Source organism: Amycolatopsis sp. (genome assembly GCF_036008905.1).
Taxonomy (GTDB): domain Bacteria; phylum Actinomycetota; class Actinomycetes; order Mycobacteriales; family Pseudonocardiaceae; genus Amycolatopsis.
On the sequence record NZ_DASYMU010000101.1, the window covers coordinates 83,519 to 101,466 of the forward strand.

Consider the following 17,948-nt stretch of genomic DNA (forward strand, 5'->3'; position numbering starts at 1 on the left):
GTAGGCTGTGTTTCCAGAAGTTGATTGGCCCCGGAGGTGCGCCGCAGTGCCCCAGCAGGACGAGAATTCCCGGGAGCCCAGTGGGTTGATCGGATCGGCACAACGCGCGTTGCGGGTGCTGGAAATCGTCGCCGCGGAAGGCGACGGGATCACCGCGAAAGCCATCGCGAGGCGTGCGGACTACAAGCTTTCGACCACGTACCACCTGTTGAACACGCTGGTACACGAGGGATATCTGATCCGGCTCGGCCACGGGCGGGGTTTCGGGCTCGGCTACAAGGTCGGCGGGCTGTACAACCGGCTGTCCGACGAGCTCGACGTCGACGACACGACCCGCGACGAACTCCGCCTGCTGCACCAGCGAGGACAGGCCGCCGCGTACTACACGGTCTTCCGTGACACCCAGGTCGTCGTCGCGGCCGTCGCCGACTCGGCGGAGTTCCCGCGTGCCAAGCCGATCGACTTCGGTTTCCACGAAGCCGCGCACGCGACGGCGTTCGGCAAGGCGATGCTGGCATCGCTCCCAGGCCGCGAACGGCTCGACTACTTCGCCGGGGCCGGCATGCAGAAACTGACCGCCCGCACCACGGTCCGGCTGCGCGACCTGGACTTCGAGCTCGACCAGGTGGCGCGATCCGGGGTGGCGATGGAGATCGAGGAGTTCCGCCCCGAGATCGCCTGTGTGTCGGCGCCCATTTTGGACACCGCGAACCGGGTCGTCGGCGCGGTGGCGTTCTCGGTGCCCGCCAAGGAATTCCAAGAGCGGCGCTGGGCGCTGGAACGCACCGTGCGCGCGGGCGCGGCCCGGTTCTCCCGGCTGCGCGCGATCACGGAAGTGAGTCTTAACGAGGCTTAGCGGGAACAGGCCGCTGTGGACAGGAACGTCCACAGCGGCCTGTCGCGTGTTTCTCCTTTAGCCCCACTGGTATTTGAGGTACTTCCCGTCGAGGGTGACCACGACGCGCTCGCCAGAGGGATCTTCACGGCGGTCCACGTCGATCTTGAAGTTGATGGCGCTCATGATCCCATCACCGAACTTCTCGTGGATCAATTCCTTTATGGTCGGTCCGTAGACCTGCAAGACCTCGTAGAACCGGTAGATCGTCGGATCGGTCGGCACGACGTCTTCGAGCGCGCCGCGGGTCGGCTGCGCCTGGAGCGCAGCGATGACGTCGTCACCTAGTTCGAGGACCTGAGCGGCGGTTTCGGCCTGCGCCTTGCTCATCGGGTGCTGACCGAGCAGCGCCGAGGTGGACCAGGCGAGCGGCGCGTCGATCGTCTCGGCCAGCTGCGCCCACGTGAGTCCGAGCCTGGTCTTCGCTTCGAGCACGGCCTGACCGGCGTCCTTCTTCGTGATCATACGAATACTGTATGTGCTAGTGGGGCTTCAGCAAATAGTCGACGATCGGGCGAAGTTCCTCGGCCGTCGGCGGTTCGTCGTCGATCAGGCCCTGGATCAGCAGCCCGTCGATCCCCGCCAGGAACGCCCGGAACGCCACTTCGTCGTCGTGCCGGACCATCGACGTCAGGACGTCCAGCCAGCGCCGTGCGGCGGGCCTCAGCTCCGGGCGCCGGGCCGCCAGCAGGTACAGCTCGTACTCGGCCATCGTGCGGCCACGGCTCGGCCCGATCGCCTCGGCGAGCAGCCCGGCGACCTCCTCCGCGCCCCGGGAGCCGCGCGAACGGGCCCGGTCGATCATCCAGTACACCTCGGTCGCCATGTCCCGCGCGCACGAGATGAGGGTCGCGACCAGAAGGTCGTCGAGGCTCGAGAAGTGATACGTCGTCGAGGTCGTGGGCACGCCGGCTTCGGCGGCCACCGTGCGATGCGTGACCCCGGCGACGCCCTCGCGCTCGATCACCCGCAGCGCAGCCGCGATGAGTTCCTCACGCCGCTTTTCCCCGCGGGCCTTGCGCCCGTCTACCTGGATTTTCACTGTGCGCTCCCAGCCTGGACTATCTGGACGATCGTCCCATAACCTACGAGTCGTGCGCCACATCTCTGGGACTTAGGATCCGCTAATCGGTTACTGATGAGTACGCGGCGTTACGCTCCCCAAACTGAAGACCCCAACCGAAAACCGAAAAAACACCACCACATCCGGACGAAAGGCACCCGATCATGGGCGCTGTACAGCTCACGCTCGGCCTGATCGCGGTCGCGGTCAGCGTCGTCGCCTGGAGCATGTTCGTACTGACGGTCCTGCGGATGATCCGCACGATCCGCCTCGGCCAGCCGGACGCGACCCGCAACGGGCCGTTCGCGCCGAGGCTCAAGACCATGATCAAGGAGTTCGCCGCGCATACGCGCATGGCGAAGGTCCGTTCGGTCGCGCCGTGGCACTGGATGGTGATGTGGGGCTTCCTGATCGGCTCGCTGGCGCTGTTCGAAGCCTACGGCGAGGTGTTCGTCCCGACCTGGGGCTGGCCGATCCTGGAGGACTGGTCGCTCTGGAGCCTCCTGATGGAGCTGCTCGGCGTCGGCACCGTCGTCGGCGGGATCGCGCTGGCGATCATCCGCCAGCGCAACCATCCGCGCCGCGCGGACCGGCAGTCGCGCTTCTCCGGGTCCGACTTCAAGGCCGCGTACTTCGTCGAAGCCGTCGTGATCATCGAGGGCCTCGGCATCCTCGGTGTGCGGGCCGCGAAGTCCGCCATGGGCGTGCACGAGACGCCGACCTGGGCCGCGTTCGTCACCAACCCGATCGGCGACCTGCTGCCGTCGAGTGCCGCGTTGGTGTCGGTCTTCGCGTTCGTCAAGCTGATGAGCGCGGTGGTGTGGCTGTACGTCGTCGCGAAGAACATGACGATGGGCGTCGCCTGGCACCGGTTCAGCGCGTTCTTCAACATCTACTTCAAGCGTGAGGCCGACGGCGGTGTCGCGCTCGGCGCGCTCAAGCCGATGATGAGCAACGGCAAGGTCCTCGACCTCGAGGAAGCGGACCCGGACGAGGACACCTTCGGCGTCGGCAAGATCGAGGACTTCAGCTGGAAGGGCTGGCTCGACTTCTCCACCTGTACCGAATGTGGCCGTTGCCAGTCGCAGTGCCCCGCGTGGAACACCGGGAAGCCGTTGTCCCCCAAGCTCCTGATCACCCAGCTGCGGGACCACGCCTACGCCAAGGCGCCGTACCTGCTGGCAGGCGGCAAAAAAGACATGGCAGGCGACGAGATCGGCCTGCCGGACAACTCGCACGCCGGGATCGACGTCCTCGCGATGGCCGAGGCCGAGCGCCCGCTGATCGGCGGCATCGGCGAGCTCGGGGTCATCGACCCCGAGGTGCTGTGGTCCTGCACCAGCTGCGGCGCGTGCGTCGAGCAGTGCCCGGTGGACATCGAGCATGTCGACCACATCGTCGACATGCGGCGCTATCAGGTGATGATCGAGTCCAACTTCCCGAGCGAGCTCAACGGGATGTTCAAGAACCTCGAGAACAAGGGCAATCCCTGGGGGCAGAACGCCAAGGACCGTCTACAGTGGACTGAAGAGCTCGACTTCGAGGTCCCGGTGTTCGACGGCGAACTCGCCGACGAGACCGAATACCTCTTCTGGGTCGGCTGCGCCGGCGCGTTCGAGGACCGCGCGAAGAAGACCACGCGGGCCGTCGCCGAGCTGCTGCACATGGCCGACGTCAAGTACACCGTGCTCGGCTCGGAAGAGACCTGCACCGGTGACCCGGCCCGCCGCGCGGGCAACGAGTTCCTCTTCCAGATGCTCGCGCAGCAGAACGTCGAGGTGCTGAACTCGGTTTTCGAAGGCCGGGATCCGTTGAAGCGCAAGGTGGTCGTCACCTGTGCGCACTGCTTCAACACACTGGCGAACGAGTACCCGGAACTCGGCGGGCAGTTCGACGTCGTGCACCACACGCAGTTGCTGAACCGGCTGGTGCGGGAGAAGCGGCTCATCCCGATCGCCCCGATCGCCGAGGACGTCACCTACCACGACCCGTGCTACTTGGGCCGGCACAACAAGGTCTACGACGCGCCGCGTGAGCTCGTCGGCGCTTCCGGTGCCACGCTGCGGGAAATGCCGCGGCACGCCGAGCGGTCAATGTGCTGTGGTGCCGGTGGCGCGCGGATGTGGATGGAAGAGAAGATCGGCAAGCGCATCAACGTCGAACGCGTCGACGAAGCGCTCGGCACCGCACCGTCGAAAATCGCGACGGGCTGCCCGTTCTGCAAGGTGATGCTGAACGACGGTCTCACCGCACGGCAGAGCGAAGGGGTCGCGAGCGAGAAGGTCGAAATCGTCGACGTCGCGCAGCTGTTGCTGACGGCCGTGAAGCGCAAACCGGAGCCCTCGCCGCGACCAGAACCCGAGCCATCGGAAACCTCGCCCACGCCGTAGTTTTCGCTGGTCAGACAACAAGGGACCTTCCTCAAGGGAGTTTGTGAGGAAGGTCCCTTTTGGCCCAGTGCGGTGAAATCCATTGCGGAGAAGCACAAACGCCGGAAAGATCACCGTATGGCAGCTACGTTCGAGGAGTTTCTCGTTGAGGCGGAAGCAGAGCCGGTAGAGGGCTGGGACTTCTCATGGTTCGACGGCCGGGCCACCGAGGAGCGTCCGTCGTGGGGATACTCCGGACTGCTCGGCGAGCGGATGGCCAAGGCCACCGCCGCACTCGACCTCCAGACGGGTGGCGGTGAGGTCCTCGCGCGGATCCCGCATCCGCCGAAACTGCTGGTGGCCACCGAAGGCTGGCCCCCGAACGCGGAAGTCGCCCGCCACAACCTCGCCCCGCTGGGTGCCACCGTCGTCGAAGTCCCCGAGGACGCCGACCTCCCGTTCGCCGACGAGTCGTTCGATCTCGTCGTCAGCCGTCACCCGATCGTCGCGAACTGGGACGAGATCGCGCGTGTACTGCGACCGGGCGGAACCTATCTCTCGCAGCGTGTCGGCGCGGGTTCGAACCGTGAGCTTTCCGAAGCCATGATGGGCCCACTGCCCCCGATCGACGAGAACAGCACCCGCAAAACCGCGGCCGCCGCCGAAGCCGCGAATCTCACGGTGGTGGACCTGCGAGAGGAATCGCTGCGCGTGGTGTTCGACGACATCGGTGCGGTGGCGTACTTCCTGCGCAAGGTGCTGTGGACCGTGCCCGGCTTCACCATCGACAAGTACCGCCCGCAACTAGCCGAGCTGCACAAGAAAATCGTCGACGAAGGCCCGTTCGTAGCGCATTCGAAGCGGTTCCTCATCGAGGCGCGCAAACGCTAGTGATCCACCGTTCGGCCCACCTGGCAGCAGCCGAAGAAGGCTTCTACCGCAACGCTTTCAACCATCCCTCGGCGACCGAACTGCTTCTGGAACCTGGCGGACAACACGAAAGCGGCGAAGTCGCGCTGTGCGGGATCGACCCGTTGACCCAGATCGACCACTCCACACTGAAGACCCGAGCCGCGGCCGACGCCGTCCTGATCGTCGACGGGATTTTCGCCTTCCGGCCGGAGATCAACCACCACTGGGACCTGGACCACCCCTCCATCGCGAACAGGACCCAGCCGAACGTCGCTGGCCGTCCGGGGTCGTGAGTGGCAACAAGTGTTCTAACACTCGTAAACACTCACGAGCCACCCACCCAGCCTTTCTGTGTCTCCATTGTGGACATCAATCACCATCCACCCTGATTGGCCGATAGCCGTCGGCCGGTTGATCTGGAACTATGAGCCGCTCGCGAAGGGCTTGGTGGGGTAGACAGCTGGCGTATCCTGATTACTCCTTGTCGTCGTCGCCGCCTACAAGGTCAGTTCTTGACGAGCCGAAAAGGGGCGACGACATGCGCGAGGACCGCGATCCGCAGCAGACCGACGAGCCTGTGGTCGGGATGTCCGGGGCGCGGTTCCCTTCCGCCAAACAGCGTAAGAAACTCCAGATCCCGGAGCCTGAACCGATCCCGGTCAGGCGCCATCGTGCCGCCGAGCCCGACGCGTCGCCGGTGGGCCGCGCCGGCGCGAGGTTCCCGTCGAGCAAGGTCATCGAGCGCCTGGAAGAACCAGCGCCGCAACCGCCGCCGCCGACGTACGAGCACGTGGCCGAGACGCCGTACGTGCCCGTCCAGCCCGGTCGGCCGAACTTCCCTCTCGACCCCGAGCCCGAGGTGCACGAGATCGGGCCGCGGACACTCGTGCGACCGTACGTCCTCACGAAGGGCCGCACGAAGTCGAGTCGTCATTTGGCGATCGAAACGCTCATTTCCGCCAAATCGGACGCTTCTCACTGGCACGCCTCGGAAATCACCGGTGAATTCAACTCGGTGCGCAGTCTCTGCCGTTATCCCCGTTCGGTGGCGGAGGTCGCCGCGCTGCTGAGTGTCCCGCTCGGCGTCGCCAGGGTCCTCCTCTGCGACATGGCTGACCTGGGGTTGGTCAGCGTGCACGACACGGCCACCAACGGCGACGGCCGGCCCGCGATCGCGCTGATGGAACGGGTACTGCACGGCCTGCGCCGCCTTTAGTCCCACACTACGATCACCGCGTGACCGAGGAAAATGAATCCGGCGAAAGCACGCTGACGGTTTTGCTGGCCGGTGGCGTGAATCTGGCGATCGCCATCATGAAGCTGGTCGCCGGGATCATCACCGGGTCCGGCGCGATGCTCTCGGAAGCCGCCCACTCGGTCGCGGACACCATCACCGAGGTGCTCCTGCTGACGGCGTTGCGCCGCTCGGAACGGCCCGCGGACCGTAAGCACCCGTTCGGCTACGGCAAGGAACGCTACTTCTGGTCGCTGCTCGCCGCGGTGTCGATCTTCGCCTCCGGCGCGATGTTCTCGTTCTACGAGGGCTTCTCGACGGTGTTCGGCGAGCCGGACGAGCAGACCAGCCCGATCGTCGGCTACATCGTGCTGGCGGTCGCGTTCGCCTTGGAATCGGTGTCGTGGATGCAGGCGCTGCGGCAGGTCCGCAAGGAGTCCGCGGCGGCGAACCGCTCGATGGCCGGCTACCTGCGCACGATCGACGACCCGGCGCCCAAGACCGTGCTGTTCGAGGACTCGGCCGCGCTGGTCGGCCTGCTGCTCGCGTTCGCCGGGATCGGGCTGCACCAGCTGACCGGCTCACAGGTCTGGGACGGCCTCGCGTCCATCGCGATCGGCGTGCTGCTGGCCGTCGTGGCGTACGCACTCGGGCGGACCAATCGGGGCCTGCTGATCGGGCGCCAGGCGGATCCGAGCATCGTCCGCGGGATCCACCAACTGCTCTCGTCGGCGCCGGAGATCGAGGTCGTCGTCGACCTGCAGACCATGCTGATGGGGGCCGACCAGATCCTCGTGTGCACCCGCGTCGACTTCGACGACTCCCTGGGCGCCGCGGACGTCGAACGTGCCTGTGTGCGCCTCGCGGGCGAGCTGGAGACGACCTTCAACGACGTGACCGAAGTGTTCATCGAGCCGGTTCCGCGCACCGATCCCGAGCTGCGCGCGACCGTCCTCCAGCGTTATGGCGACATCACCGCCCGCTGGGGTCAGTAGCCGAAGTCCTGCGTCCAGTACCAGCCGGAGGTCGCGACGCCGACGCCGATCTTGGTCAGGCTGCAGTTGAGGATGTTCGCGCGATGGCCACTGGAGTTCATCCACATGGTCATCGTCTGAGACGCCGTGGTCGAGCCCTTGGCGATGTTCTCCGCGCCGGGGCGCGAGTAACCGGCCGCCTTGATGCGCTGGTCGAACGTCACGCCTTCGGGAGTCGTGTGCGAGAAGTAGTTCCGCTGGGACATGTCGGCGCTGTGGCTCGCCGCCGCTTTCGCGAGATGGATCTCCGAGGTCATCGGCGCGCAGCCGGCCTTGGCCCGCTCCGCGTTGACCAGGTCGACGACCTGGCCTTCCCGTGAGCTGTCACCGGTGGTCTTCGGCGCGGCCGGCGGCGGGGTGGACGACGAAGTCGGCGGGGTTTCTTCCGCCGGCGGCGCCGGCGTGTCGGAGGAAGCCGGCGGGACCTCGGAACTCGGCGTGCCCGGCTCTGTCGAAGGCGCCGGTGTCGCGTCGCTCGTCGTCGGCCGATCCTTGGCCGGGTCGAGCGGATCCGAGGAGCTCGGGGAGAGCTTCGACAGCGAATCTTCGGCGCCCTGGCCCGCTTCGGCGGGGTTGGGCAACGCCAAGGCGGCATTACTGACCGTGTTCGACTTGCCGGGGTCGTTCAGCGTCAAATACCCACCAGCGGCGGACAACCCGCCAACCAGCACGCTCATCGTCACGAGGAGCAACCGGCTTCTTGCACTAATGGGGGACACGGTGGGAAAAACTATCACGAACGAGTTACGACGCGGAACCTGGCCATGCCCGATTTCGGACTATGCCGAGGTCAGACGCAGGACATATTCGACGTGGAGCTGTCGCAGAAGCGCCGCAGGCCCCTTTCCGAGGAACTCCAACGCCTCCGAGGCGGGCACGACACTCGGGTTCGTGACCGCGTAGGTCCGGCCGCGGTGCACAAGCTTGCCGCCGCCCGACGCCGCGAGATTGCGGAGCCAGTCGCGTTCGGGGCCGTACATCAACATCACGGCGAACCCGCCCGGCGCGGCATAGACGTTGACCGGGGTCCGGTACGGCTTACCCGACCGGCGGCCGGTGTGCTCGACGATCCCGAAGCCCGGCAGCCTGCCCGCCCACAACCGCTGGATCGGGTTGGTGACGTACCGGTTGATCCTGGCCAGCCGCTCGGGTAGACGCACACCTCCACGATAGCCTTGCCCCAAGAACTGAATCAGTGGTTCACTTCTTGGGTGGCCTACCGCCGAACCCCGCAAGTCCAGGCCAGACTGGACGCCCAGCAAGCGACGATCTTCGACGCCGCGGTGGAACTGCTGGCCGAACGCGGGTACGCGGGCTGTTCCGTGGCCGCGGTGGCGGCGAAAGCCGGGATCGCGACGGGCAGTGTGTACCGCTACTTCCCCAGCAAGGCCGCGCTGGTCGTCGAGCTGTTCCGGGTCGTCGTGGCCCGCGAGGTCGCGGCTGTCGAAGAGGCGTCGATGCGGCCCGGTGACGCCACCGAACGGGTCGTCGCCGTGCTAGAGACATTCGCCCACCGTGCGATGAAGGCGCCACGCCTGGCGTACGCCCTGCTCGCCGAGCCGGTCGACGCACCCGTCGAAGCCGAGCGGCTGGTGTTCCGGCGGGCGTTCCGTGACGTCGTCGCCGCGCGGATCGAGGAAGGGCTCCGCGCCGGGGTCCTCCCGCCGCAGGATGCCCAGCTCACCGCCGCCGCGCTGGTCGGTGCCACCGCCGAGGTGATGATCGGCCCGCTCACGTCCGAAGGCCCGAGCACCTTTCCGGACCTCTGCACCTTCACCGTTCGCGCCCTAGGAGGACCCGTTGTCCACCACCCATGAAGTCACCAACCAGGTCCCGATCCTCGTCGGTCATGACGTCGCCGAAGACCCGGCGCTGCTCGAAAGCCTGCGGCGCGAAGGCGGAGGCTGGGCCGAGGAAGACGTCCACGCGCTCGGCAAGCTGGCCGGGGGCGAGCAGGCGCAGGAGTGGGGCCGGGTCGTCAACGAGAACCCGCCGAAGCTGCGCACCCACGACCGCGTCGGGAACCGGATCGACGAGGTCGAGTTCCATCCGTATTGGCACGACCTGATGGACGTCGCCGTCTCCAACGGCATCCACGCGGCGCCGTGGCGGGACGACCGCGCCGGCGCGCATGTCGCCCGCGCGGCGAAGATGTACGTCTGGGGCCAGGTCGAAGCCGGCCACAGCTGCCCGATCTCGATGACCTACGCGGCCGTTCCCGCACTGCGCCACAACGCCGAACTCGCCGCGAGGTACGAGCCGCTGCTGGCATCGGGCGTGTACGACTACGGCCTGCGCGAGCCCAGCACCAAGCGCGGGCTGATCGCGGGCATGTCGATGACCGAGAAGCAGGGCGGCTCGGACGTCCGCGCGAACACGACCACCGCGGTGCCCAGCGGCGACGGAAGTTACGTGCTCACCGGGCACAAGTGGTTCACCTCCGCGCCGATGTCGGACATGTTCCTGACGCTGGCGCAGGCGCCCGCCGGACTCTCGTGCTTCCTGCTGCCGCGCGTGCTTCCGGACGGGACGCGGAACAGGATTCACTTGCAGCGCCTCAAGGACAAGCTCGGCAACCGGTCCAACGCGTCCGCCGAAATCGAGTACGACGGCGCTGTCGGCTGGCTGATCGGCGAAGAAGGCCGGGGCGTGCGGACCATCATCGACATGGTCAACATCACCCGCCTCGACTGCGTACTCGGCAGCGCGTCCGGCATGCGCTACGGCGTCGTCCGCGCCGCGCACCACGCCACGCACCGCAGCGCGTTCGGCTCGCCGCTCGTCGAACAGCCGTTGATGACCAACGTCTTGGCCGATCTCGCGATCGAGTCCGAGGCCGCTTCCACGGTCGCGATGCGACTCGCCGGAGCGACGGACCGGGCGGCCGCGGGTGACGCGCAGGAAGAGGCGTTCCGGCGGCTCGGGCTCGCGGTGACGAAGTACTGGGTCTGCAAGCGCGCGCCTTCGCACGCCGCCGAAGCGCTGGAATGCTTGGGTGGCAACGGTTACGTCGAAGAGTCGCAGATGCCGAGGCTGTACCGCGAGGCGCCGCTTTCGTCCATTTGGGAGGGTTCCGGCAACGTCGCCGCGCTGGACGCCCTGCGCGCGATGGGGAAGCAGCCCGAGTCGGTCGAAGCGTTCTTCACCGAAGTCGGCCGGGCCGCCGGCGCTGACGCCCGCCTCGACGACGCCACCACCAGGCTCCACAAAGAACTGTCCAACTTCGACGATCTCGAATACCGCGCGCGGCGCGTTGTCGAGTCGATGGCGTTGGTACTGCAGGGTTCCCTGCTCGTCCGGCATTCGCCGCACGCCGTCGCCGACGCGTTCTGCGCGTCCCGCTTCGGCGGCGACTGGGGTGTCGCCTTCGGCACCCTGCCGCCGGGCGTCGACACCGCGTCGATCACCGCCCGGACGGCAAGCCTTTAGGCGACGTCCTCCAGCGCGGTCCCCTTCGTCTCCTTGATGAACTTGACGACGAAGGGGATCGACAGGAGCGCGAACGCGGCGTAGATCGCGTACGTCACGCTCAGGTTCCACTCGCCCATGCTCGGGAAGCTGACCGTGACGATCCAGTTCGCGACCCAGTTCGCCGCGGTGCCCACGGCCAGTGCCGCACCACGGATCCGCATCGGGAACATCTCGCCGAGCAGCACCCACAGCATGACGCCCCAGGACAAGGCGAACGACAACACGAAGATGTTGGCGAACACCAACGCGATCGGCCCCCACGCGCCCGGCAGGCTCAGCTCGCCGTTGACCTTGTCGGCGTGGCCGAAGGCGAACGCGGCGACACCGAGTCCGATCACCATCCCGACGGAACCGATGAGCAGCAACGGTTTCCGGCCGACCCGGTCGATGAACGCGATCGCGATGAACGTACCGAGGATGTTGATCGCCGGGCTCACCAACGAAATCAGCAGCGAATCGGTGTTCTGGCCGACCGAATGCCACAGCGTGTCGGAGTAGTAGAAGATCACGTTGATGCCGACGAACTGCTGGAACACCGCGAGCGCGATCCCGATCCAGACGATCGGCAGCAGCCCGAACCGGCCGCCGCGCAGGTCGCTGACCTTGGACTTCGTTTCGGAGCGCAGCCCACGCTGGATGTCGGCGAGCTTGGCGTCGGCGACGTCCTCACCTTCGATGTCGGCGAGCACCTTGCGGGCCCTGGCGAGTTTGCCGATGGAGATCAGGTAGTGCGGTGACTCGGGAATGATCGACGCGAGCACGAAGTACAAGACCGCCGGAATCGCCGCGGCGCCCAGCATCCATTGCCAGGACTCGACAAACCCGAGCATGCCGTTGATGTCGTGCGTGCCGTCCGCGCGCACCGGCGAAATATCCTTGATGACCCAGTTGACCAACGCGGAAACGCCGATACCCAGCACGATCGCGAGCTGTTGCAGGGAAGCCAGCCGACCGCGGTAAGCGGGCGGTGCGACCTCGGCGATGTAGGCCGGGCCGATCACCGATGCGACACCGATGGCGATACCGCCCACGACCCGCCAAAGCGCCAGATCCCAGACACTGAACGGAAACATCGCGCCGATCGCGCTGACGAAGAACAGTGCCGCCGCGAGCTGCATGGTGCGGATGCGCCCGATCTTGTTGGACAGCAACCCGCCGAACCACGCGCCGACCGCGGACCCGATGAGCGCGCTCGACACCGTCAGCCCGGTGACGGCCTCGCCGACGCCGAATTGCTGGCGGATCCCGATGACCGCGCCGTTGATGTTCGAGCTGTCGTAGCCGAACAGGAAGCCGCCGACGGCGGCCGCCCCGGCGATGAAGATCACGTGCGCGAGATGCTGCTCGTTCGCACGCTCGCTCGTCGACGTACTGCTGCTCACACCGGTGCCGCCTTAGCTTCGGAAATCGATCATCAGTACGTACCAACTTCCGACATGGTCTAAACCATGCCGTACCAGTTGGTGACGTGGCCCACCGGACGCTACCCGCCGGAAGTGATCTTCGCTGTCGCCCGATGGTTGATCTCCGCGCCCACGGTGACGAAGTCGATGATCGCCCGGAGCTGGTCCTCGGTGTACTTCTGGCAGTGCTCGACGGTGGCGGAAATCAGGTAGTCCCAGAGCGGCGCCGACGCGGTGGCGCGCTCGGCGTCGAACTCCACGAGCACTTTGCGGCGATCGTCCGGATGCGGCTTCCGGTGGACCATCCCCTTGCGTTCCAGCCGATCGATGAGCGCGGTGACGGACGCGGGCGCGAGCCCGGAATGCCGCGCGAGCTCCTTGGGCGTGAGCGGGCCCAGCCGCGCGAGGTAGTCCGCCGTCTTCATGTCCGACGGCGAAAGCCCCGCCAGCGCGGCGATCGCCGCGTGGAACATGACCGTCTCGGTGGACATCACGCGCGACGCGTCGAGCAGGTCCTGGATGAGTTTCGCCTTCGTACTTGACACGCCCATGAGCTTAACCCACTATTTAGTTCGGCAGAACGAATTAGTTTCTAAGATACTCTCCTGGAGAGATACTATGCGAAGAGCACTGGTCATCGGAGGTGGCATCGCGGGCACGGTCACCGCGATCGCCCTGAAGAAAGCGGGCCTGGACCCGGTCCTCTACGAGGCCTACGACCGGACGGCCGACGGTGTCGGCGCGTACCTGACACTGGCCGTCAACGGGCTGGACACCCTCGGCGAACTCGGCCTCAAGGATGTCGTCCGCGCCAAGGGCTTCGACACCCCGCGGATGGCGATGATCCTGGGGAACGGCAAGAAGGTGGCCGAGTTCCCGCTCGGCGGCCCGACCGCGACAGGCACGGTCAGCCAGACGATCATCCGCTCGGAGCTGTACATCGCGCTGCGCGACGAGGCCGTTCGCCAAAGCGTCACCGTCGAATACAACAAGCGGCTCACCGGCGCTTCGCCTCATGGCGAGGGGGTTCGCGCGGAGTTCGCGGACGGCACCACCGCCGACGGCGACCTGCTGATCGGCGCCGACGGCCTGCGCTCCCAGGTCCGCCGGATCATCGACCCCGAGGCCCCGGCCGCGCGCCATCTCCCGATGCTGAACACCGGCGGTTTCGCCGAAGGAATCAGCGTCGACACCGAGCCCGGCGTGATGAACATGGTCTTCGGCAAGCGGGCGTTCTTCTGCTACTTCCGGCACCCGAGCGGCCAGGTCGGCTGGTTCGCGAACCCGCCGCGCAAGGTCGAGCCGACCGGCGCGGAACTGGCGGCGATCTCACCCGAGGACTTTCGTGCGGAACTCGTCGAACTCTTCGCGGCGGACCGGACCCCAGCCGTCGACATCATCAACGCGACGCCGGAGATCTACCCGCCCTGGGTGACCTACGACTTCCCGAACGTGCCGACCTGGCACACCGACCGCATGATCATCGTCGGCGACGCCGCGCACGCCGTCTCACCGGCGTCCGGCCAGGGCGCGTCGATGGCGATCGAAGACGCCGTCACCCTGGGCCGTTGCCTGCGCGACATCGCCGACCTCCCGCAAGCACTCGCCGCCTACGAAAGCCTGCGCCGCGAGCGGGTGGAAGCCATGGTGCGGCAGGGAAAGCGCAACGGCAGCGGCAAGGTGGTCGGCCCGGTGGGGCGGGTGGTCCGGGACTTCTTCCTCACGGTGGTCCTCAGCAAAATGGCCGGGAAAAAGGACCCGAACGAGTGGGCGTGGAACCACCGGATCACCTGGGACGAACCCGTGAAGATTTAGCGCCAGGTGTCGACGCGGTGGAAGTTCAGGTACGCCTTGCTCGGCGTCGGGCCGCGCTGCCCCTGGTAACGCGACCCGGCCTGGGTCGAGCCGTACGGGAACTCGGCGGCGCTGGTCAGGCGGAACAGGCACAGCTGGCCGATCTTCATGCCCGGCCACAGCGTGATCGGCAGATTGGCCACATTGGACAGTTCCAGCGTGATGTGGCCGGTGAAACCGGGGTCGATGAACCCGGCGGTGGAGTGCGTCAGCAGCCCGAGACGGCCCAGCGAGGACTTGCCCTCGAGCCGGCCCGCGAGGTCGTCGGGCAGCGTGACCTTCTCGAAGGTCGAGCCCAGCACGAACTCGCCGGGGTGGAGGACGAACGGGTCCTCGCCCTCCTTCTCGACCAGCGACGTCAGCTCGTCCTGCTGCAGCTGCGGGTCGATATGGGTGTACTTCGAGTTGTCGAAGACACGGAAAAAGCGGTCGAGCCGGACGTCGATGCTGGACGGTTGCAGCATCACCGGGTCGAACGGTTCGACCCCTAGACGGCCGGAGTCGAGCTCTTTACGGAGGTCACGGTCACTGAGCAGCACGCCCGACAGCCTAGGTCGTGTCCTGTGAGTCTGTTCGATGGGCTTCGTGATCCAGACCGCGAACGTGACTTACAGGACACGGCCTAAGCGGCGCGCATGTGCTGGGCGTAGGTGGTATCGGGCGAGAAAATCCGGCCGAGCCGCTTGACGTAGGTCCGCCTGCCCGCGCGGCCGATGCGCTCCTGCAACGCGGTGGCGCCCGGGATGAACGGCCGGAACGTCTCCGATGCGAAGTTCACCCCCGCGACGGCCAGGATCGCCAACTGCGCGACCGGGTCGTTCGGCAACTCAAGGAAATCGGCGTTCGCCTTGCCGAGCACCAGCCGGCTGATCGAGGAATGCACCCGCACGGAAACGTGCGACAACACCTTGCCGACCGCACCCCGCCCCTCGCCGACGCCACCGTGCGTCTTGAGCAGCGCCTTGGCGAGCCGCTTGGAGTCGTCGTCCGGGATGAACTCGGTGGCCGCGAGCAGCCACAACATGCGCCACGCGTCCTCCTCGTCCGCCGGGAGCAACTCCTCGTCGACCCCCATCAACCAGCCGACGTACCGCCACAGATGCAAGATGTCCGCCCGCTCACGATCGGAATACCGGACCCCGAGCAGTTGCGTCCCGAACACGAAAACCAACGAGAACAGCAGCAACGTCCCCGTCGTCTGCACCTGATTGATCGGCCGGTCCCAGGCCGCGTAGTCCCAGTCGTCGCGCCCGTTCATCGCCTTGCGGACATGCGCGTGCACCAACCGGACCCGCAACGCGGACGCGTACCCCTTCTTGCCGTGCTTCAGGGTCCCCGGCGTGGTGACGTCGATCCACCAGGTCGCGGTCTCGACAAGCCGCTTTGTCGCCATGAACTCGATCTCACCGGTCGCCACCAGCGCCTTCGTCGCCCGCGACGCGAGGTACCCGCCCATCAGCGACATGTCGGCGAGCGGAAACAGCCCGAGCAACCCCGTCCGCGTGATCGCCCTCGCCCCGCGCTCAAGCCGGGCATTGTCGACCCAATACGGCGTCGCCTCGACGTCCCGGAAGAACGCGACAAGCTCCGCCGACGGACTCTCAAGCGCGCCGATGCCCTCGGCGAGCGCACGCTCGAACAACTTGCGCCCCTCACCCGCGGGCTGCGCGTACATCCACGCCACCACCGCATCCGCCAACGGATCCTCAGCCTGCGCGAACCCACGTAGCCACTCGACCTGCGGCGCCGTGACGCGGACGTCGCCCTCGGCGAACAACCGCGACGCGAGCCGGAAACCGCCCTGCCGGAACAGCTCGGGGTCGGGAAGACGCTCATCCATGAGCCCACCTCGCAAACGATGTAGACAACAAGTGTTGTCACTTCGCGGGCCGACAGTCAAGGGAGAGGAGGCCTGGACGGGGCGCGAACGCTGGCATGTATGCTGGCTCAGCGCTGCGGATGTAGTTCAGTGGTAGAACATCAGCTTCCCAAGCTGAATATGCGGGTTCGATTCCCGTCATCCGCTCCATACCGAAAGCCCCAGGTCACACAGCGTCTACTGTGGACCTGGGGCTTTCGTTTTTCTTGATCATCTGTCGCCGCGTGCCACTAACGTGCCATTAGCCGTTCGGGACCGAGTCGCCGTCGGGACCGTCGTTCTTCTCAGTCATGGCCTCAGTCACACCCTCCCGATGCCGGTCGACGAGCTTGGACAGCCGGTCCGCGATCTGCTCGTCAGCCTCCGTCGTCGCCCGCTGGTAGATCAGCGCGGCCCGCATGTCGTCGTGACCCATCCTCGCCATCAGATCCTTGGTCGACGTCCCCGCCTTCGACGCCCAGATGTTTCCCGCGTGCCGGAGATCGTGGAAGTGGACGCCCTTGAGCCCCATCTTCTCCACAACCTCGGTCCACTTCGTCCGCTGACTGAAGTTCGGACGACGGACGGCGTGCCCATCGCGCTCCCCGGTGAACAGCAATGACTCTTGCCCCGGCTTGACCCAGCTCTCCAGGTGCTTAAGCAGGTCCGGCCGGATCGCCGTCGGAAGGATCAGCTCCCGTACCCCTGCCCGCGACTTCGGCGGCCCGACGATCAAGCCCTTACCCGGCACCTCGACCAAAGCGCGAGACACCCGTACCCAGCTCGCGTCCGGCGCGACGTCACTCCGGCGGAGAGCGGTCACCTCACCCCACCGCAGTGACCCGAACGCGGCCAGCAACACCAGCGCCCGGAATCGAGTCGGCATCCGACCGGCCAGATCGAAGACCTGCGCGATGGTCAATACGGGACGCTCGTCGGGGTTCTCCTTGTCGGCACCACGAACGCGGCAAGGGTTGCGCAGGATGATCTTGTCCTCATCCACCGCCGTGTTCAGGATCGCGCGAAGCAACCGGTAGCACTTGGCAGTGACCGACTCCGAGACACCAGCTTCCAGCCGGTCCGCTCGCCACTGGCGGATGACCGCAGTCGACAGCTTGCCCAGCTCGACACCGCCGAGCCCTGCCATGATGTGCTTACGCAGCAACCACTTGTACAGCTCCACAGTGCGCGGCCGAAGCCCCGGACGCTGCGTGATCCACTGTTCCGCGTAGACCCCCAGCTGAATCTTCGCCCGCTCAGGATCAACCCAGTCGCCTTGGCTTATCTGCGTTTCGACGAGGGACAGCCACCGCTCAGCCGACCGTTTCGTGTCGAACGTGTCCGGAGCAGTGCGGATCTGGCCGTCTGGTCCTGGGTAGCGCGCCTGCCAACGTCCAGAGGGCAGCTTGCGGACACTGCCGAAACTTCTACGGCCATTCTTGTTCGCCATGTCAGGCTGCCTTTCCAAGATCCCGGACTACGGAGTTACGCGTGATCGGCTCAATGCGCCCGGCCTGCATGAACGTCTCTATGTCGGCCACGGCCAGGCGCACATGAGAGCCCGCCTTATGGAAGGCAATGCGCCGTTCCGCGATCAGCCGCCGAACGAACCGCACACCCGTATTCAGATACTCAGCTGCTTCGTCAACTGTCAGATAGTGCTTGTCCACAGTGGTTTCCTCCCCCATCCCCTACGCCGCCTCCCGAGTTGCCGAAGTTTCTTGAGTCCCAGGTGGACCGGCGGCCGCGAGTAGTGCGCGGTCGTATTCGGCCTTCCACGTGATCCGTTCCGCGATCGCTCGCATGATCAACTGATCACGGGGTGGCACGCTCGGATCGTTGGATTCCACCTTGC

At 66.4% G+C, this 17,948-nt stretch carries 19 protein-coding genes and 1 tRNA gene; 10 read left to right on the forward strand and 10 right to left on the reverse strand.

The genetic code is table 11. From position 1 onward, the window contains the following. Positions 1–46: 46 nt before the first annotated feature. Positions 47–856, forward strand: coding sequence for an IclR family transcriptional regulator (locus tag VGP60_RS18860; RefSeq protein ID WP_327549336.1), 810 nt, complete (start codon positions 47–49; stop codon positions 854–856). 57 nt (positions 857–913) lie between these two features. Here VGP60_RS18860 and cynS read toward each other — a convergent pair whose 3' ends face one another. Then, the gene (cynS, locus tag VGP60_RS18865; protein WP_327549337.1) at positions 914–1,360 is read right to left on the reverse strand and encodes a cyanase; all 447 of its coding nucleotides are present in this window, start codon (positions 1,358–1,360) and stop codon (positions 914–916) included. A 16-nt stretch (positions 1,361–1,376) separates the two neighbouring features. Further along, positions 1,377–1,937: a TetR/AcrR family transcriptional regulator gene (locus VGP60_RS18870; protein WP_327549338.1), complete on the reverse strand. Its 561-nt coding sequence runs from the start codon at positions 1,935–1,937 to the stop codon at positions 1,377–1,379. A gap of 185 nt (positions 1,938–2,122) precedes the next feature. Here VGP60_RS18870 and VGP60_RS18875 point away from each other — a divergent pair, with 185 nt between their 5' ends. The 5 genes from VGP60_RS18875 (at position 2,123) to VGP60_RS18895 (ending at position 7,468) form a co-directional block, all read left to right on the forward strand. Then, positions 2,123–4,348: a (Fe-S)-binding protein gene (locus VGP60_RS18875; protein WP_327549339.1), complete on the forward strand. Its 2,226-nt coding sequence runs from the start codon at positions 2,123–2,125 to the stop codon at positions 4,346–4,348. A gap of 117 nt (positions 4,349–4,465) precedes the next feature. Next, entirely contained in the window at positions 4,466–5,218 is a 753-nt protein-coding gene (locus tag VGP60_RS18880) for a class I SAM-dependent methyltransferase (protein ID WP_327549340.1), read from the forward strand. Next, positions 5,218–5,532: a hypothetical protein gene (locus VGP60_RS18885; RefSeq protein WP_327549341.1), complete on the forward strand. Its 315-nt coding sequence runs from the start codon at positions 5,218–5,220 to the stop codon at positions 5,530–5,532. Before VGP60_RS18880 ends, VGP60_RS18885 begins: the two co-directional genes overlap by 1 nt. Before the next feature lie 245 nt (positions 5,533–5,777). Beyond that, positions 5,778–6,455, forward strand: coding sequence for a DUF742 domain-containing protein (locus tag VGP60_RS18890; RefSeq protein WP_327549342.1), 678 nt, complete (start codon positions 5,778–5,780; stop codon positions 6,453–6,455). Positions 6,456–6,475: 20 nt separating this feature from the next. Next, complete coding sequence (locus VGP60_RS18895) at positions 6,476–7,468, forward strand: cation diffusion facilitator family transporter (RefSeq protein WP_327549343.1); 993 nt, start codon at positions 6,476–6,478, stop codon at positions 7,466–7,468. Here the strand turns inward: VGP60_RS18895 and VGP60_RS18900 are convergent. Together VGP60_RS18900 and VGP60_RS18905 are read right to left on the reverse strand one after the other, a co-directional pair. Further along, positions 7,462–8,184 (reverse strand): CAP domain-containing protein, encoded by a 723-nt coding sequence (locus tag VGP60_RS18900; protein ID WP_327549344.1) that lies wholly within the window; start codon positions 8,182–8,184, stop codon positions 7,462–7,464. The genes VGP60_RS18895 and VGP60_RS18900 overlap by 7 nt on opposite strands. 102 nt (positions 8,185–8,286) lie before the next feature. Beyond that, positions 8,287–8,667, reverse strand: coding sequence for a nitroreductase family deazaflavin-dependent oxidoreductase (locus tag VGP60_RS18905; RefSeq protein ID WP_327549345.1), 381 nt, complete (start codon positions 8,665–8,667; stop codon positions 8,287–8,289). A 51-nt stretch (positions 8,668–8,718) separates the two neighbouring features. Between VGP60_RS18905 and VGP60_RS18910 the strand changes: the two genes are divergently transcribed. Together VGP60_RS18910 and VGP60_RS18915 are read left to right on the forward strand one after the other, a co-directional pair. Then, positions 8,719–9,324: a TetR/AcrR family transcriptional regulator gene (locus VGP60_RS18910; RefSeq protein ID WP_327549346.1), complete on the forward strand. Its 606-nt coding sequence runs from the start codon at positions 8,719–8,721 to the stop codon at positions 9,322–9,324. Beyond that, a complete protein-coding gene (locus tag VGP60_RS18915; RefSeq protein ID WP_327549347.1) occupies positions 9,308–10,936 on the forward strand; it encodes an acyl-CoA dehydrogenase family protein in 1,629 nt (542 codons plus the stop codon). The genes VGP60_RS18910 and VGP60_RS18915 overlap by 17 nt, the downstream gene beginning before the upstream one ends. Here the strand turns inward: VGP60_RS18915 and VGP60_RS18920 are convergent. Both VGP60_RS18920 and VGP60_RS18925 read right to left on the reverse strand, forming a co-directional pair. Further along, positions 10,933–12,360 carry a sugar porter family MFS transporter gene (locus VGP60_RS18920; protein WP_327549348.1) on the reverse strand — a complete coding sequence of 476 codons (1,428 nt, stop codon included), beginning with the start codon at positions 12,358–12,360 and terminating at the stop codon, positions 10,933–10,935. The genes VGP60_RS18915 and VGP60_RS18920 overlap by 4 nt on opposite strands. Positions 12,361–12,461: 101 nt before the next feature. Continuing rightward, positions 12,462–12,932 (reverse strand): MarR family transcriptional regulator, encoded by a 471-nt coding sequence (locus tag VGP60_RS18925; RefSeq protein ID WP_327549349.1) that lies wholly within the window; start codon positions 12,930–12,932, stop codon positions 12,462–12,464. Between the two features lie 67 nt (positions 12,933–12,999). Here VGP60_RS18925 and VGP60_RS18930 point away from each other — a divergent pair, with 67 nt between their 5' ends. Then, positions 13,000–14,196, forward strand: a complete 1,197-nt coding sequence (locus tag VGP60_RS18930; RefSeq protein ID WP_327549350.1) for an NAD(P)/FAD-dependent oxidoreductase — start codon at positions 13,000–13,002, stop codon at positions 14,194–14,196. Here the strand turns inward: VGP60_RS18930 and dcd are convergent. Together dcd and VGP60_RS18940 are read right to left on the reverse strand one after the other, a co-directional pair. After that, complete coding sequence (gene dcd, locus VGP60_RS18935) at positions 14,193–14,774, reverse strand: dCTP deaminase (RefSeq protein WP_327549351.1); 582 nt, start codon at positions 14,772–14,774, stop codon at positions 14,193–14,195. The two genes, VGP60_RS18930 and dcd, sit on opposite strands and share 4 nt — an antisense overlap. A gap of 83 nt (positions 14,775–14,857) precedes the next feature. After that, on the reverse strand, positions 14,858–16,075 hold the full coding sequence (locus tag VGP60_RS18940; protein WP_327549352.1) for an oxygenase MpaB family protein: 1,218 nt from the start codon (positions 16,073–16,075) through the stop codon (positions 14,858–14,860). A 115-nt stretch (positions 16,076–16,190) separates the two neighbouring features. Between VGP60_RS18940 and VGP60_RS18945 the strand changes: the two genes are divergently transcribed. Then, positions 16,191–16,264, forward strand: a tRNA-Gly gene (locus tag VGP60_RS18945). A 91-nt stretch (positions 16,265–16,355) separates the two neighbouring features. On the opposite strand, the gene VGP60_RS18950 is transcribed toward VGP60_RS18945, so the two are convergent. Both VGP60_RS18950 and VGP60_RS18955 read right to left on the reverse strand, forming a co-directional pair. Next, positions 16,356–17,543 (reverse strand): site-specific integrase, encoded by a 1,188-nt coding sequence (locus tag VGP60_RS18950; protein ID WP_327549353.1) that lies wholly within the window; start codon positions 17,541–17,543, stop codon positions 16,356–16,358. Position 17,544: 1 nt separating this feature from the next. Then, positions 17,545–17,763, reverse strand: a complete 219-nt coding sequence (locus VGP60_RS18955; RefSeq protein ID WP_327549354.1) for a helix-turn-helix domain-containing protein — start codon at positions 17,761–17,763, stop codon at positions 17,545–17,547. Between the last annotated feature and the right edge of the window lie 185 nt (positions 17,764–17,948).